The organism is Streptomyces bohaiensis (genome assembly GCF_012033785.1).
Lineage (GTDB): Bacteria > Actinomycetota > Actinomycetes > Streptomycetales > Streptomycetaceae > Streptomyces > Streptomyces bohaiensis.
On the sequence record NZ_JAAVJC010000101.1, the window covers coordinates 1 to 15,585 of the forward strand.

General features: G+C 74.2%; 10 protein-coding genes and 1 pseudogene. 4 read left to right on the forward strand and 7 right to left on the reverse strand.

The genetic code is table 11. From position 1 onward, the window contains the following. The first annotated feature begins 202 nt into the window (after window positions 1-202). From HCN52_RS13220 to HCN52_RS13230, 3 genes are all read left to right on the forward strand, one after another. Entirely contained in the window at window positions 203-2,158 is a 1,956-nt protein-coding gene (locus tag HCN52_RS13220) for a hypothetical protein (protein WP_168088637.1), read from the forward strand. 357 nt (window positions 2,159-2,515) lie between these two features. Continuing rightward, on the forward strand, window positions 2,516-2,752 hold the full coding sequence (locus tag HCN52_RS13225; protein WP_168088636.1) for a hypothetical protein: 237 nt from the start codon (window positions 2,516-2,518) through the stop codon (window positions 2,750-2,752). 1 nt (window position 2,753) lies between these two features. Continuing rightward, window positions 2,754-3,503 carry a peptidoglycan recognition protein family protein gene (locus tag HCN52_RS13230; protein ID WP_168088638.1) on the forward strand — a complete coding sequence of 250 codons (750 nt, stop codon included), beginning with the start codon at window positions 2,754-2,756 and terminating at the stop codon, window positions 3,501-3,503. A gap of 95 nt (window positions 3,504-3,598) precedes the next feature. Here the strand turns inward: HCN52_RS13230 and pulA are convergent. Continuing rightward, window positions 3,599-6,325 (reverse strand): annotated as a pseudogene (gene pulA / locus HCN52_RS13235) (pullulanase-type alpha-1,6-glucosidase); the annotation flags it as partial. A gap of 144 nt (window positions 6,326-6,469) precedes the next feature. Next, window positions 6,470-8,218, reverse strand: coding sequence for a carbohydrate-binding module family 20 domain-containing protein (locus HCN52_RS13240; protein WP_168088640.1), 1,749 nt, complete (start codon window positions 8,216-8,218; stop codon window positions 6,470-6,472). Between the two features lie 380 nt (window positions 8,219-8,598). Here HCN52_RS13240 and HCN52_RS13245 point away from each other — a divergent pair, with 380 nt between their 5' ends. Next, on the forward strand, window positions 8,599-9,072 hold the full coding sequence (locus HCN52_RS13245; protein ID WP_168088641.1) for a hypothetical protein: 474 nt from the start codon (window positions 8,599-8,601) through the stop codon (window positions 9,070-9,072). A 22-nt stretch (window positions 9,073-9,094) separates the two neighbouring features. Here HCN52_RS13245 and HCN52_RS13250 read toward each other — a convergent pair whose 3' ends face one another. The 5 genes from HCN52_RS13250 to HCN52_RS13270 all read right to left on the reverse strand — a co-directional run bounded on the left by HCN52_RS13250 (window position 9,095) and on the right by HCN52_RS13270 (window position 15,323). Further along, a complete protein-coding gene (locus HCN52_RS13250; protein ID WP_168088642.1) occupies window positions 9,095-10,162 on the reverse strand; it encodes a LacI family DNA-binding transcriptional regulator in 1,068 nt (355 codons plus the stop codon). Further along, complete coding sequence (locus HCN52_RS13255; protein WP_168088643.1) at window positions 10,147-11,817, reverse strand: glycoside hydrolase family 13 protein; 1,671 nt, start codon at window positions 11,815-11,817, stop codon at window positions 10,147-10,149. The genes HCN52_RS13250 and HCN52_RS13255 overlap by 16 nt, the downstream gene beginning before the upstream one ends. Window positions 11,818-11,995: 178 nt before the next feature. Beyond that, the gene (locus HCN52_RS13260) at window positions 11,996-12,937 is read right to left on the reverse strand and encodes a sugar ABC transporter permease (protein WP_168088646.1); all 942 of its coding nucleotides are present in this window, start codon (window positions 12,935-12,937) and stop codon (window positions 11,996-11,998) included. 2 nt (window positions 12,938-12,939) lie between these two features. Further along, window positions 12,940-14,004, reverse strand: a complete 1,065-nt coding sequence (locus HCN52_RS13265) for a carbohydrate ABC transporter permease (RefSeq protein WP_168088644.1) — start codon at window positions 14,002-14,004, stop codon at window positions 12,940-12,942. A gap of 74 nt (window positions 14,005-14,078) precedes the next feature. Beyond that, window positions 14,079-15,323 carry an extracellular solute-binding protein gene (locus HCN52_RS13270; protein WP_168088645.1) on the reverse strand — a complete coding sequence of 415 codons (1,245 nt, stop codon included), beginning with the start codon at window positions 15,321-15,323 and terminating at the stop codon, window positions 14,079-14,081. Between the last annotated feature and the right edge of the window lie 262 nt (window positions 15,324-15,585).

Below are 15,585 nucleotides of genomic sequence, written 5' to 3' on the forward strand. Positions count from 1 at the left end.
ACCGGCGCCGGGCCGTGCCCGCGCGCCGCGTGCGCGCACCGCGCCCCGGTCGCGCGGCGGCCCGGGCAGTAACCCGGGACGGCGGCCACTCGTTCAGCCGCATGTGTCGACTCCTGCGAACCCCTCCCGACCCGACGGCCGCGCTCCCGGCGGCCGCTCCCCCGGTGCCCCCGCCCCGTTCCCCGGTGGTGCCGCGACCTCGGTGACCACGCGTCCCCGCGACGGTGGCACCGGGGGGCCGGGGCCGCTCGACACGGAGCGGGCCGAGGCCGCGATCGTCGAGCACTACCGGCGGCTCGTCCGGCTCGCCTACGTCGTCCTGCCGCCCTCGCTGGGCCGGCACCGCCGCGTGCTGACGGCCCATGCCGTCGCACAGCGCGCGCTGCCGCGCGAGAAGTCGGTGGCGGAGGAGGCGGCGGCGGTCCCCCGGCAGCGGGCCGCGAGCGGCCCCGCCGCCGACCCCGGCTACGCGCTGGTGCGGCTCCGCACGCTGCGGGGGGCGCTGGACACCGGTCGCCCGCCGCGCCTCGCGGGCCGCGAGCTGGGCCGGTTGCGCCGGGCGCAACCGGTGCTGCCGCGTGTCCTGGGGCTGCGGCTGCGCCCGACATCGGGCGCCGGGGAGGCCCTGGAGCTGGAGAAGGCGCTGGCCGGGGTCTCCAGCTCCACCCGTGCGGCGTTCGCGTTGCAGCGGCTGGAGGGGATGTCGCGCGAGGAGGCCCGCGCGCTGCTGGTCGCGGCCGGGATGAGCGAACCGCACGCGCACGGCGCGGTGACCTCGGCGGCGCGGCTGCCGGGCGCGGAGGAGGCGGAGCAGGCGGGCGCTGCGGCGGTGCCGCCGCCGCTGGAGGACCCGGCGGTGCTGCACCTGCACCCGACCGACCTCGTACGCCGGCGGCGACGGCTGCGGACCGCGGTCGCCGTCGCGGCGGCCGCGGTGGTGGGCGCCGGGCTGCTGGCGGTCGTGCCCGACCGTGGCCCCACGGGGAACCCGGCGGCGCTCCAGGCGCTGGACCCGTCGCTGGTGGTCAAGGCCCGCGCGGACAGCTGGGAGTCCGCGACCCGCCTGGACTTCACCGGCTGGCCCGCGCGCGGCGCCCTCACCGACGACAACGACCTGCTGCGCCGCGCGCTCGCCGTCTGGGCGGACCCGGACGACTCGGTGCGGGTGTCGGCGACGCCCGGGACCGCGGCGGGTCCGGCGGCGGGGCCGCCGCAGCTGCTGTACGCCGGGGAGGTGGGCGACGCCCGGCTGGTGATCCTGCACGACGGGCTGCGGCTGGTCCGGTACGGCGAGCCGCTGGAGGGCGAGGGGGCGGTGCTCGACTTCGCCCGCACCGACGGCGCGGACGGCTCGACCTCGGCGGTGGTGCTCAACCGCGACGCGGACACCACCCGCTATCTGACGGCGCCGTGGGTCTCCACCGCCGCGGCGCACGACCTGTTGACGCCGGGTGCGGAGCCGCGGGAGCTGGCGGTGGACGAGGAGGGAGTGACGGGCCCGGTGGTCAACGTCTTCAACCGCGAGAGCTGCACCACCTACCCCGTGGTGCGGTTCGCGGGCGGGGAGGGAGCGGACGCGGCGGACGGTGCACCGGCGGCCTCGGTACTGGCGGACATGGGCGAGTTGCTGCCCGCGCGGATCGGGGACGCGGGCGACTCCCCGCTGGAGGGTCCGGGGTCCGAGGTGTGGGCCCGCACGGCCTGCCACCTCTCCTCGGTCAACGGCGAGGGGGTGCGGTCCGTGACCAGCACGGCCTTCGCCGCCCAGGAGCTGCCCGGCGGCGCGGGCACGGCCCAGTGGGTCTGCACCCGCGCCGAGACCTGGCGGGGTGCCGGTTCCCGGGCGATGACGCAGTTCCAGGCGCCGCAGCCCGAGGGCGAGCCCCTCGCCCCGGGGGTGGTGACCGCCCGCGCGGAGGACACCGCGGCGTGCGGGGAGCGCGCCCCGGACGTGGTCGGCGGCATCCTGTGGCGGAGCGACGGCGACCAGTGGTACCTGCTGGCGGCGGGCAGCGAGGGGATCACCTCGCTCTCGGCCGAGGGCGGGGTGACCGGCAGTGTGCCCGGGCGTGTCGCGGCGCTGCCGGCTACCGAGGGCGCCGAGGCGGAGCTGCGCGGCACCCGCGCGGACGGCACCGCGGTCGAGGCGCTGGGCTGAGCCGCCGGCCGGGTCCGACCGGCCGCGGTGCCTGCGGGTGCCGCGGCCGGTGGGACACCGTGCCATGAAGGCGGGCATACCGATGGCGTGGCCGCCACGGACCGTATAGCGGCGTGGACCGGCAAGGGATCTACGCGCGAAGATGCCGTGCAGATGACTTCCCGCGACCTGCACGCGCTCGCATGTCATGTACACCTCACGACGGGGCACAACGCTGGCGACCACTGCGGCACCGCGGCTTCCCTCTCCCCCGCGCCGCCGTCGGCCGGGCGGTGTCCGGGACGGACGGCGGCACGGCGGCGAGCACAGGGTGCACGGGGACTCCGGTACCGCACACACCAGTTCGCTGGAGGAGCATTGTCCGGAAACACCTCGCGACGCGGTTTCCTCACCGCCGTCGCAGCGGCCGCCGGGGGCGCGGTCGCACTGCCCGTCATCTGCGCCGGCACCGCCGTCGCCGCCCCGGGGGACCTCCCCGTCGTCACCCACCCCGACCACCCTGCCGCCCGCTACGCGACGGGAGCGGCGGGCGAACCGCACGCCGAGCCGCTCAACGCCAGCGTGACGTGCGGACTGCACGGGAGGGCCGGCTGACATGGCGATCTTCGTGACCCGCGCCCAGTGGGGCGCCCGCGCCCGTCGTTCGAGCAACACCAACATCACCCCGCAGCACGGCGGGGTCTCGGTGCACCATGTGGACGGCGTCCGCGTGGCCCGGACCAACCACGCCGACTGCGCCGGGCAGGTCCGCGGCATCCAGAACTACCACATGGACACCAACGGCTGGACCGACGTGGCGTACAGCCACCTGGTCTGCGTCCACGGCTACGTCTTCGAGGGCCGCGGCGAGGGCCAGCGCACCGCCGCCAACGGCACCAACCCGGGCAACCAGAACTGGTACGCCGTCTGCGGGCTCACCGGCGGCACCGCCGCCAACTACGACCCGATCACCGCGCAGTTGATCGACGCCTTCCACATGGCGATCACCCGGCTGCGCACCTCCGGCGGCGCGGGCGGGGCGGTCAACGGCCACCGCGACCACACGTCGACGGCCTGCCCGGGCAACCTCTACCCCCTGGTGCTGGACGGCCGGCTCAACCCGGGCGGCGGCAGCCCCGGCACCCCGCCGTGGCCGGGCGTGTACTTCCGGCAGCCACCGGTGATGAACCACGCGAGCGTCGGGACGTGGCAGGCCCGGATGAACAGCGCACACGGCTTCGCGCTGTCGGTGGACTCCTCCTACGGGCCGGCCTCCGAGTCGGCCTGCCGGACCCTGCAGAGCCGGGCCGGGATCGCCGTGGACGGCGTCGTCGGTCCCGCCACCTGGAACGCCACCTTCGGCTGACCCGGCAGCAGCACACCCTCGCGTGCCGTCCTCGGGCCGGGGCTCGCACCCCGGCCCGAGGACGGGCGATCGGCAGTCGGCACAGCCGTCAGCCGTCAGCCGAGGGTGAAGACCGCCACGGTTCGGCCCGGCACCGCGAAGGTGCCCGCCTCCGCGTCGAAGGACGCTCCGCGCACCACGGGATCGGCCCCCGCCGCCTGCACCGGGTGCAGGGCGAACCCGGCGCCGCGGAAGGAGGGATGGTGCTGGCGGACCGTCTCCGGCGTGGCGTTGAGGACCACCACCAGGTCACCGGCGCGCATCGTGATGACCCCCGGCGCCTCGTGCTCGGTCCCGGAGAGCGGGAACGCCACGGTGCGCTGCACCTCGTCGAGAGTGCCGAGCCCGAAGGCGTCCTCGGTGGTGCGGATGGTGAGCAGGTCGCGGTAGGCGGCGTCGGTGGCACGGATCTCCGCGCACCCCACGCGCAGCGACTCCGCGGCGAGCAGCGGTGCCGCCCAGGGCCACTTGTCCTCGTTGTCCCACGCCGGCGGCAGGCCGCGGCCGAAGCCGTTGCCGGCCTCGCAGTCCCAGTGGATCGCGTTGAACCAGTCGCCCGAGTCGTAGCTGTTGCGGTCCAGCGACTTGGAGCGCAGCAGCTCCGCCCCGGCCTGTCCGAAGGCGGCCCCCTGCGAGAACAGCGCGGTGGCGGTGGCCAGCACCTGCATCCGGGCCCGGTCGGCGGGTGCGGTGCCGGCCGGGAGCTTGTAGGCGAGCGCGTCGAACAGCGCCTCGTTGTCGTGCTTGTCGACGTAGGCGACGGCCTCCCCGGGGGCGGCCGTGTAGCCGGCCGGGGAACCGTTGTAGTCCACCTCGGCGCCGGTCACCTCCCGGCCCCGGGAGTCGGTGAACCGGTAGTCGGCGAGGTTGCCGGTCAGTCCCACCTTGATCAGGTCCTGGTGGTCGAGGAGTCGACGGAGCTGCTCGTCGGGGCTGCCGTTGGCGGGAGAGCCGTTGGGGTCGCTCCACAGGCCGGAGCCGAAGCCCTGGACCCCGGGGTCCTCGTCGAAGGGGCCGCCGCCCCGCACGGCGTCGCGCGCCCGATCGGAGAAGGTGGCGATGCCGGTGCCGGCCATGTTCCGCTGGGTGGCCTGCTCGAAGCGGGCGCCGTCGGCGACCTCGCCGAAGTTCCAGCCCTCGCCGTAGAGGACGACGGCGCTGCCGTCCACCCCGTCCCGCTCCGGAGTGAGCGCGTCGAGGGCGGCGCGGACGTCGAGCAGGTTCTGCTTGGGGTGGTGGCCCATCAGGTCGAACCGGAAGCCGTCCACCCGGTAGTGGCGCGCCCAGAGCACGACGGAGTCGACGGTCAGCTTGCCCATCATGGCGTGCTCGGGCGCGGTGTTGGGGCAGCAGGTGGAGTCGGCGACGCTGCCGTCCGCCAGCAGCCGGTGGTAGTAGCCAGGGACGACCCGGTCCAGGATCGACCGGTCGTCCTGGCCGGCGGCGAAGGTGTGGTTGTAGACCACGTCGACCACCACCCGGAGGTCCCGCTCGTTGAGCGCGCGCACCATCTCGCGGAACTCGACCGTGCGGGCGGTGCCCTCGGCGTCGGTGGCGTAGGAGCCCTCCGGCACGTTGAAGTGCACCGGGTCGTAGCCCCAGTTGTAGGCGTCGCGGTCCCGGACCTGCCCGACGCACTCCTGCTGGTGCGGCGAGTCGGGGGCGAGGGAGGCGAGATCGCAGTCGGGCTCGCGCCGGTCGGCGGGGTCCTCGGGGACGGAGCCGATGTCGTTGGTGGGCAGCAGATGGAGGTGGGTGGTGCCCGCGTCCGACAGCCGCTGCAGCTGCCGCACCCCGTCGCTGTCCCGCTCGGCGAACGCCAGGTAGCGGCCGGGGTGTTCGGACGTCGGGTCCGCCACCGAGAAGTCCCGGACGTGGATCTCCTGGATCGCCGCCCCGGCCAGCGGGACCGCCTCCGGCTTGGCGGCGTCCGCCCAGCCGTCGGGGGCGAGCGCCGGGTCGGCGAGGTCCACGACCAGGCTGTGCCGGGAGTCGGTGGTGAGCGCGGTGGCGTACGGGTCGGTCACCTCGTTGGTGACGACGGCGCCGGCCTCGGGCGCCCAGACCGTCACGTGGTAGCGGTAGGCGGCGCCGTACCAGTGGGCGGACCCGGTGGCGGACCAGACGCCGGTGGCGTCGTCGCGCCGCATCGGATGGAGTTCGCCGTCGACCTCGACCGAGACCTGCTGGGCCGTCGGCGCCCACACCGCGAGGTGCGGCGCGCCGGAGGAGCGGTCGGCCCCGGCGCCTGCCCCGTCCGCAGGCGCGGCGTCGGGGAAGGAGGGGCCGAGGGTGGTGGCGGTCGCCTCCGCCGCGTAGAGGTCGTCCAGCACCCCGGGGATCTGCACCCCGGTGGCGTGCAGCAGGGTGCCGTCCGGGCCGCGGTGCTCGGCGACGAGCTGTCCCCGCAGCGCCTCGGCGGCGGTGCGCGCACCGGCCTCGTCGAGGGCGAAGGCGGGCTGGTCGGCGAGGTGGGGGAAGCGGTCGCGCTGCTCGTCGCTGAGGGTGGTGGGGGTCAGGGTCAGCGGGGTGCCGGAACCGGTGAGTTCACCGTCGGCAACGGTCAGGCCGCCGGTGGCGTCGTGCAGCAGCCGCCAGCCGGCCCCGTCCTGCACCGGCACCGGCCAGACGACGGTGGAGCGGTCGATCCAGTGGGCGCGGGCCGCGCCGAGGTCGAGGGGGTCGCTTTCGGCGGCCGGCGCGTCGGGGGTCGCGGCCGCGCGCGGCAGCGTTCCGGGGGCGGGCGCCGCCGGGGCGGGCGCGGTGTGGAGGAGCGTGGCCAGGACGCCCGCTGCGGCGGTGACCGCCAGGGCTCGTCGGGTCGAGGGGGTGCGCGGCACGGTGGGGGGTGCTCCTTCGCGGTGGGGGCGGGGTGAGAGCGGACGGGCCGGCCCGGCGCCGGCCGGGGCGGCCCGTCGCGGGCGGGGTCAGCCGCGCCAGGTGTCGGCGAGGTCGATCCGGCCGGTGGCGGCGGCAGTCGCGGTGCGGTTGGCACCGGACTCCCAGACGACGCCGCCGTCCTCGGTCTTGCGGAGGTACTTGTACTCGAACGCGGTGCCGCCGGGCAGCGTCACCTGGCCGCGCCACAGCGGGTAGTCCGCCGAGCCGAGCGGGACGGCGGCGGCGGGGTTCCAGGAGCCGAGCTGCGGCACGGAGCCGACGACGTGCAGCGACTCGCCCCAGCGGGTGGTGGCCTGGACGCCGAACGCGGCGGTGGACTGGCCGGGCTGCGGGGTGCCGGGGCCGCCGTTGCCGGAGCAGTCGCGGGCGCCGGCGTGCAGCGCCAGGGCGGTGCCGGCGGCGACCGAGGCGGTGAACCTGCCGGAGCCGTCGACGGTCACGGCGCGACCGGACTGCACGTCGCAGTAGGTGCCGCCGGGCAGCGAGCTCTGCCAGGTGCGGTCGACGGCCGCGGACTCGTGGTTGACGACGACGTAGCCGCGGTCGCCGCGGCCGAAGGCGATGACGTCGTTGCCGTTGTCCCACCAGTTGGTGACGGCGGCGTCGCCGACCGCGTTGCGGAACCCGACCATGGAGGCGATCTCGGGCCAGGCGTGCTGGCACTTCCAGTTGTCCTGGTAGCAGTCGCGCACTTCGCCGCCGCGCGGCGGGCCCGCGTCGTAGTCGGTGAACTCGTACCCCGAGTGGATGTCGGGGCTGCCGTAGTTCCACGCCAGCATGAAGACGTTGGCGAGGGTGTAGGCGGAGCCGTCGCGGTAGGTGAGGGTGGAGCCGTTGCGCTCGGTGTCGTGGTTGTCGACGAACACCCCGGCGCCGGCGGACGGCAGGTAGCCCCAGCTTTGGCCGAAGTCGTCCAGGTAGGCCAGGCGTTCGTTCTGGAAGATGCGCTTGAGGTCGAAGGCGTGCCGGAACTCCTGCACGTCGCCGGCGCCCGTGTACTCGTCGGGGTGGACCGCCTCCCCCGCCCCGTAGATCATCTCCTGCTTCCAGTAGACCGAGCCGTCGCCGACCCGGGCGCGGATCTGCTCCATGTGCTGGGCGGGGATGTGCTTGGCGGCGTCGACCCGGAAGCCGGCGACGCCCCAGTCGAGCAGGGTGTTCATGTAGTCGGCGATGGTCTGCTGCACGTAGGTGCTGCCGGTGTCCAGGTCGGACAGCCCCACCAGTTCGCAGTTCTGGACCCGCCACCGGTCGCCCGCGTAGTCGCCGGGGGCGATGTCCTGCCGGCAGTCGTTGAAGTCCTGGCTGCCGTACAGCCCGGGGTAGTTGTACTTGGTGTACGCGGTTCCCCCGGTGCCGGTGCCGGACCCGGCGGCCATGTGGTTGATCACCGCGTCGACCACCACCTGGACCCCGGCGTCGGAGCAGGTGTTCACCATCGCCCGGAACTGCTGCGCGGTGCCGAGCCGGCCGGCGATGTCGTAGCTGACGGGCTGGTACTGGGTCCACCACTGCGGGCCCTGGATGTGCTCCTGCGGCGGGGACACCTGCACGAAGCCGTAGCCGGCGGGACCGAGCCGGTCGGTGCACTCGCGGGCGATCGAGTCGAAGTCCCAGGAGAAGAGGACGGCGGTGACGTCCTTCTCCCCGGGGGGCGCCGCCTGGGCGGCGGGGCCGGCCGTCAGGGTCGCGGCGGCCGTCGCCGCCACGGTGGCGGCCACCGCGGCGGCTCGTGCCCTGCGGCGGGGTGCGGGTCTACCTGAGCTGGGGGACATGACGCCTCCGGTAGGAACGTGGGGAGGGTCTCCCACCGCCGTCCCAGCGCCGGGAGACCCGTGGAGCCTGGAGAGCAACGCGCCCTGCCCGCAGGGGCGATCACGGGCGACGACGCCCGCAGGGAGTCGTCGGAAATTTCTGCAACTCCTTGCACGCAGGACCGTAGATGTGGCCCACCCCGCGGTCAAGAGTTCTGACAGAACCACCCCACGGCCAGGAGTCCGCAGGAAGCCGGCAACGCAACTCCTTGCGCAAGAAGTTGCGTCCGGGGTTCGCCGACCGCCGCGCCCGCGCGCTGCCCGACCGCCCGGGCGCGGCCCGGGGCCCGGCGGTTGCCGGAAGCCCCGCGCCCGGCCGCGCGGAGGGGTACCGTCGTGCCATGTCCCGTGCGCCGCAGCCGGAATGGACCGTCTACGCCCATTCCACCGACCCCCAACTCCACCCCCTGGGCGCGCCGCCCGTGCCCCGGGCGCCCGAGGGCGGGCCGGTGGCGGCGCTGAGCTGGATCACGGGGGTCAGTCCGGACCACGGCGTGCTGCGCACCCTGGCGGTCCACACCGCCGCCGACGGCACCCCGGCCGCCCTGACGACGTGGCGGCACACCGGTGGCGGCGAGCCGGAGCTGGACCCGGTCAGCTGCCTGCGGCGGGACCTCCTCTTCCACGCCGGGCAGAGCGCGCGGCAGGTGCCGGTGGGCGACGAGACGCACGACCCGGGCGACGGGGTGCGGACCACCGCGACCGCCCGCACCCACGGGATGACCTGGCGGGCCTACCGCTCGGGCGGGCTGACCGTCACCCTCGCCCACCACGACGAGGACACCCCGGACTGGAGCGGCGGCCCGGTCGGCTGAGACCCCGCCGGCCGCGGTGGCCTCAGCCGGCCGGCGGCGCGGTGGAGCCCCGGACCACCAGCTCCGGTTGGAAGACGAACTCGTGGTGGTGCGCCGCGTTGCCCCCGGCCTCCTCCACCAGGGAGTCGACCGCTGCGGCGGCCATCGCCCGCACCGGCTGCCGCAGCGTGGTCAGCGGCGGGTCGGTGAAGGCGAACAGGTCGGAGTCGTCGTAGCCGACCACCGAGACGTCCTCCGGCACCCGCAGCCCCCGCTGCCGAGCGGCCCGGATGACGCCCAGCGCCATCATGTCGCTGCCGCAGACCACCCCCGTGCATCCCGCGTCGAGCAGCGCGCCGGCAGCGGCCTGGCCGCCCTCGACGCTGAAGAGGGTGTGCTGGACGCGCCCCGTGCGCCGCGCCTCGCCCGCGCTCAGCCCGGTCGCGTCGAGGAAGCCGGCGAGCTTGCGCTGCACCGGCACGAACCGGGTGGGCCCCACGGCGAGACCCACGCGGCGGTGGCCGAGGTCGCGGAGGTGTCCCACCGCCATCCGGGTCGCGGCCGCGTCGTCCGGGGAGACGAACGGCGCCGCGACGGCGGGGTTGAAGCCGTTGATGCAGACGAACGGCACACCGCGGCCCGCCAGTCGCGTGTAGCGGCCGGGGTCGGCGCTGGTGTCCGCGTGCAGCCCGGACATGAAGACGATGCCGGTGACGCCGCGTTCGACGAGCTGCTCCACCAGTTCGTCCTCGGTGGCGCCGCCGGGGGTCTGGGTGCACAGCACCGGCGTGTAGCCGTGGCCCGCGAGCACCTGCTCGATGACCTGCGCGAACGCCGGGAAGATCGGGTTGGTCAGTTCGGGGATGACCAACCCGACCAGTCCGGCGCTGCGTTGCCGCAACCGCACCGGCCGCTCGTAGCCGAGCACGTCGAGCGCGGCCAGCACCTTCTGCCGGGTCGCCGCCGCCACCCCCGCCCTGCCGTTGAGGACCCGGCTGACGGTGGCCTCGCTGACCGCCGCCTGCCCGGCGATGTCGGCGAGCCGGGCCGGGCCGGCCGGCGCCCCCCGCGGGAGGCGACCGACCGGAGCCTGCGTCACGCCCGCCACCACACGGTGGTGTCGGCCGGCAGCGGACCGCCCTCGTAAGGGCGGCTGGCGAGCAGCACCTCTCCCGCGGCGGGCGCGGCGGTGAGCTCCACGGGCGCACCGGTGGTGTTGGCCGCGACGACCACGGCGGAGCCGTCGGCGGCGGTGCGCCGCAGCGCGAGCACGCCCTCGGGGGCGTCCAGCCACTCCACGCCGGTCCCGGCGCCCAGCGCGGGGTGCTCCCGGCGGATGCGCAGCGCGGCCCGGTAGAGCTCCAGTGTGGAGGCGGGGTCGCCGGTCTGCGCCTGGACCGACAGCTCGCCCCAGGCGGCCGGCTGCGGCAGCCAGCTGCCGCCGGGGCCGAACCCGAGCGAGCTGCCCTCCCGGGTCCACGGCAGCGGCACGCGGCAGCCGTCGCGCATCCCGTCCTGGCCGTTGTCCTTGAAGAAGGAGGGGTCCTGCCGCACCTCGTCGGGCAGGTCGGTGACCTCGGGCAGGCCCAGTTCCTCGCCCTGGTAGACGTAGGCGGAGCCGGGCAGCGCCAGCATCAGCAGCGAGGCGGCGCGGTCGCGCCCCGGGGCCTCGCCGAGCCGGGTGCGGTGGCGGACGACGTCGTGGTTGGAGAGGACCCAGGTGGTGGGGGCCGCCACCGGGCGCATCGCGTCCAGCGAGGAGTCGATGACGCGCCGGAGCGCTGCGGCGTCCCAACCGGTGTCGAGGTAGTGGAAGTTGAACGCCTGGTGCAGCTCGTCCGCGCGGAGGTAGAGGGCGGTGCGGTCCTCGCTCGGGGTCCACGCCTCGGCGACGCCGATGCGCTCGCCGGGGTAGGAGTCGAGGATGCGGCGCCAGTCGCGGTAGATCTCGTGGACGCCGTCCTGGTCGAAGAAGGGCAGCTGCTGGTTGCCCAGCAGCTTCAGCTGCTCCGCGTGCCCCATGTCGGGCAGGCCGGGCGCCTTGACCATGCCGTGGGCGACGTCGATGCGGAAGCCGTCGACGCCGCGGTCCAGCCAGAACCGCAGCACCGCGCGGAACTCCTCGCGGACCTCGGGGCTGTCCCAGTTGAAGTCGGGCTGCTCGGGGGCGAAGAGGTGCAGGTACCACTCGCCCGGCGTGCCGTCCGGATCGGTCGAGCGGGTCCAGGCCGGGCCGCCGAAGATGGACTCCCAGTCGTTGGGCGGGAGTTCCCCGTCGGCGCCCTTGCCGGGCCGGAAGTGGTAGCGGGCCCGCATCTTCGAGCCCGGGCCCTCGGCCAGGGCCTGCCGGAACCAGACGTGCTGGTCGGACGAGTGGTTGGGGACGAGGTCCACGATGACACGCAGCCCCAGGCCGTGGGCGTCGTCGATCAGGGCGGTGGCGTCCTCCAGCGTGCCGAAGATCGGGTCGATCGCCCGGTAGTCGGAGACGTCGTAGCCGGCGTCGGCCTGCGGCGAGGCGTAGAAGGGGCTCAGCCAGACGGCGTCCACCCCCAGGTCGGCGAGGTAGGGCAGGCGGGCGCGGATGCCGGGCAGGTCGCCCATGCCGTCGCCGTCGCCGTCGGCGAAGGAGCGGGGGTAGACCTGGTAGATGACGGCTCCGCGCCACCATTCGGTGGCGGCGGTCTTTGCGGACTCCTCGGCGGGCGCGGTCCGCTCCGTGACGGGAGCGGCCGGCTGGGTGCGGTCGGCGAGGTGGTGGGTCATGTCTTCCCTGGGTTCGTCGGGTTCGTCCGGAGGTGGGGGCGGAGCCGTCCGCCTCCGGGCCGTGGGCCGCTGGCGCTGTCGATGGGTCGGGGCGGTCGGTGGGGTCGGGACGCCGTGGTGCCGGGGCCGCGCCGCGCGGCGGCGGAGCCGGCGGGTCGCGCCGCCGGCTCCGCGGAGGTCAGGACTTGGTGGCTCCCGCGGTCAGGCCGGCCTGCAGGTGTCTCTGCGCGTACCCGAAGACCAGCGCGGCGGGGACCGCGATGAGCACGGCGGCGGCCGTCATGTGGTGCCAGTCCTGGGTGTGCTGGTTGACGAAGGTCTGCAGACCGCCGGCGAGGGTCAGGTTCTGCTCGCCGGTCAGGAACGCTGTGGCGTAGGCGACCTCCGCCCAGGCGGTGACGAAGCTGTAGAAGGCGGTGACCGCGATGCCCGGCTTGGCCAGCGGCAGCACCAGCCGCCAGTAGGTCCCGAACGGCGAGAGGCCGTCGACCCGGCCCGACTCGTCGATGGAGACGGGGATCGTGTCGAAGAAGCCCTTCATCATCCAGGCGCAGAACGGCACCGCGATGGTGAGGTAGGTGACGATGAGGCCGACCGGCTGGTTGAGCAGGCCGTACCGCGACATCAGGTTGTACAGCGGCACGATCAGCACCGCCATGGGGAACATCTGCGTGATCAGCAGGGTCCACATCAGCGAGCGCATGCCGGGGAACCGGAAGCGGCTCAGCGCGTAGCCGGTGGTGGAGGAGATGAAGACCGCGAGGAAGGTCGTCACCACCACGATCAGCAGCGAGTTGCCGAACCAGGTGAGGAACGCCGTCTCGTTGATGACGTACTGGTAGTTGTCGAAGCTGAAGTCGGCGGTCAGCGACAGCGAGAACGACTCGCTGCGCGGCTTGAACGACGTCACCAGCAGCCAGAACGGCGGGAACAGCGCGACGAACGCGCCTGCCAGCAGCCCCAGGTGGAGGCCGAAGGAGGCCAACGGGCCCCGCTCGCCGCGGCGTCGCTGCCGCTTCCCGCCGGAGACGCCCCCGGCGGGTCCCGCCGCGACGGCGGGGGCGGCGGAGCCGGCCGGACCGGTGGTCCGGTCTGCGGGCACGGTGGACTGGGTGGCCATGGTCACCACGCCCCCTCTTTGTCGCCCTGCTGCCGCAGCGCCCGCCGGTAGACGAGGGCGAAGAGGATCAGCAGGATCAGGATGAGCACGCCCCAGGTGGCCGAGCCCGCGAAGTCGCGGGGGCTGCGCTGGAACGCCAGCTTGAACGCCTCGGTGACGAGGATGTCGGTGGAGCCGACCGGTCCGCCGCCGGTGAGCAGGAAGATCACCGGGAACATGTTGAAGGTCCAGATGCTGCTGAGCAGCACCACGGTGGCGCTGACCGACCGCACCCCGGGGAGGGTGATGTTCCAGAACCGCTGCCAGGCGGTGGCGCCGTCCATCTCGGCGGCCTCGTACTGCTCCGCGGGGATGGACTGCAACGCGCCGAGCATGGCGATCAGCATGAACGGCACGCCCAGCCAGACGTTGACGGCGATGACGGAGACCTTCGCCCAGAACGGGTCGGTCAGCCAGCTCATCGCGCTCAGCCCGCCGCCCTCCAGGGCGGCGTTGAGGATGCCGGACCGCTCGTTGTAGAGCATCCGCCAGGCGAAGACGGAGACGAACGCCGGGATGGCCCACGGCAGGATCAGGGCGATCCGGTAGAGCGAGCGGCCCCGCACCTTCCGGTTGAGCATGTTCGCCAGCGTCAGGCCGATGACGAAGGTGATGACGACGCAGGAGACCGTCCAGACGACGGTCCAGACGAGCTTGTCCCAGAAGTGGCCGCCGGTCAGCACGTCCACGTAGTTCTGGAGGCCGACGAACTCGTAGCTGGCGTCGATGGTGTTGACGCCGATCCGGCGCTCGACGTTGCTCTCGTCGGCGTCGGTGAACGTCAGGTAGAGGCCGCGGACCAGTGGCCACCCGACGATCACACCGATCACGGTGACCACCGGGGCCACCATCACCCAGGCGTACCAGTGCGTCGCCAGCCCGCGGCGCAGCCGCGTGACCGGGCCCGGCCCGGGGCGGCTCCCGGTGGGGGCCGGCCCCGTCTCCTTCCGCTCCGCCGGGAGGCCCGCGGCGGGGGCGGCGGTACCGCCCCCTGCCGCGGCCTTCGACGGGCCGCTCACGTCAGCCATGGTTGTCGGTCAGCTCCTCGATCTCCTGCGTCCTGCCGGGCCGTTGCCGGGCGCGCTCGTACCGCGCCGCGCCATCACTGCCAGTCCAGGAGCTCCCGGTAGCGGTCGGCGATGGCGGCGGTGGTCTCCTCGGGGGTGGCCCGCCCGAGGAGCATGGCCTCGGCCTCCTCCTTCAGCGGGTCGAAGAGGGAGTTGGCCTGCGGGATCCAGGCGCGCTCGTGCGCGACCTCGACGGCGGGCGCGAAGAACTCGACCATCTCGTTGGCGGCGACGCTCTCGGCCTCGTAGACGGAGGACCGGGTCGGGAGCAGGCTCAGCTCCTCGGTGATGCGCTGCTGGACGTCGGCGGAGGACATGTAGGCGACGAACTCCTGGGCGGCGGTCATGTCCGCCTCACCCAGACCGGCGTAGACGCCGTAGTTCCAGCCGCCCTGCGGGGAGCCCTGGGCGGCGGAGCCGGCGGGGACCGGGGCGACACCCAGGTTCTCGGCGCCGATCGCGTCGCGGGCGTCGTTGATGGCCCAGGGACCGTTGATCATCATCGCGACGTCGCCGTTGCCGAAGGACGACATCATCGACTCCCACCCGTCGGTGGTGTCGGTGATCGCGGCACCGGAGTCGAGCAGCTCCTGCACGGCCTGGAACGCGGCCACGCCCGCGGCGTCGTCGACGGTGACGGTCTCGCTGTCGGCGTCCACCAGGTCGCCGCCCTCGCCGTAGAGGTAGGGCAGGAACCAGTAGGCGTCGTCACCACGCAGGTAGAAGGGGGCCTCAAGGTCCTCGAACGCGTCAACGGAGTCCTGGATGTCGGTCAGGCTCTCGGGGACGTCCACGCCGGCCTCGTCGAGGAGCTGCTTGTTGTAGAACAGCGCGAGGGTGTCGATGACCTGGGGGACGGCGTAGGTGGTGCCGTCGTACTGGGTGGAGGCCCAGGCCTGCTCCAGGTAGTCGTCCTGGTTCTCCACGGCCGGGGTGCCGTCCAGCGGCGCGAGGTAGTCCAGGCTGGCGAAGTCCGAGACCCAGGCGACCTCGGTGCGCATCACGTGCGGGGCCTCGCCGGTCGGCGCGGCGTTCTTGAAGCGGTCCTGCGCGCCGTCCCAGCCGATGTTGACGTAGTCGACCTCGACGTCGTCCCGGCCCTCGGCGAACTCCTCGGCGACAGCCCGGAAGACCGTGGCCTCGGTCTCGTTCGAGGTGTCCCAGTAGGTGACGGTCACCGTGCCGTCGCCGCTACCGGCGTCGTCCCCGTCGCTGCCGCACGCCGTCGCGGTGAGTGCGAGGGCGGCGATGGCAGCCGTCGTCCCTATGCTGCGCCGCATGTGAACTCCTTCAACATGACTTCCACCCGTGGGAGGACGCGAGAAGCGCGCCCAGGGGGCGCCGCTCCGCTGCGGCGCCGGGCTGAGCAGGAACGTAACAGCGGCGCAATACTTTGGAAAGACCTTGCGGCAAGTTTCTGCAAGCGATGCCGGGCCGTGACCGGACGGCTGCCGCACCCCGGAAGCCCCGCTCCCGGCGCGCGCCGCGCGTGCCCGGCGGACCGCCGCCGACCGGGGGCGACGGCGGCGCACGGGCCGGGCC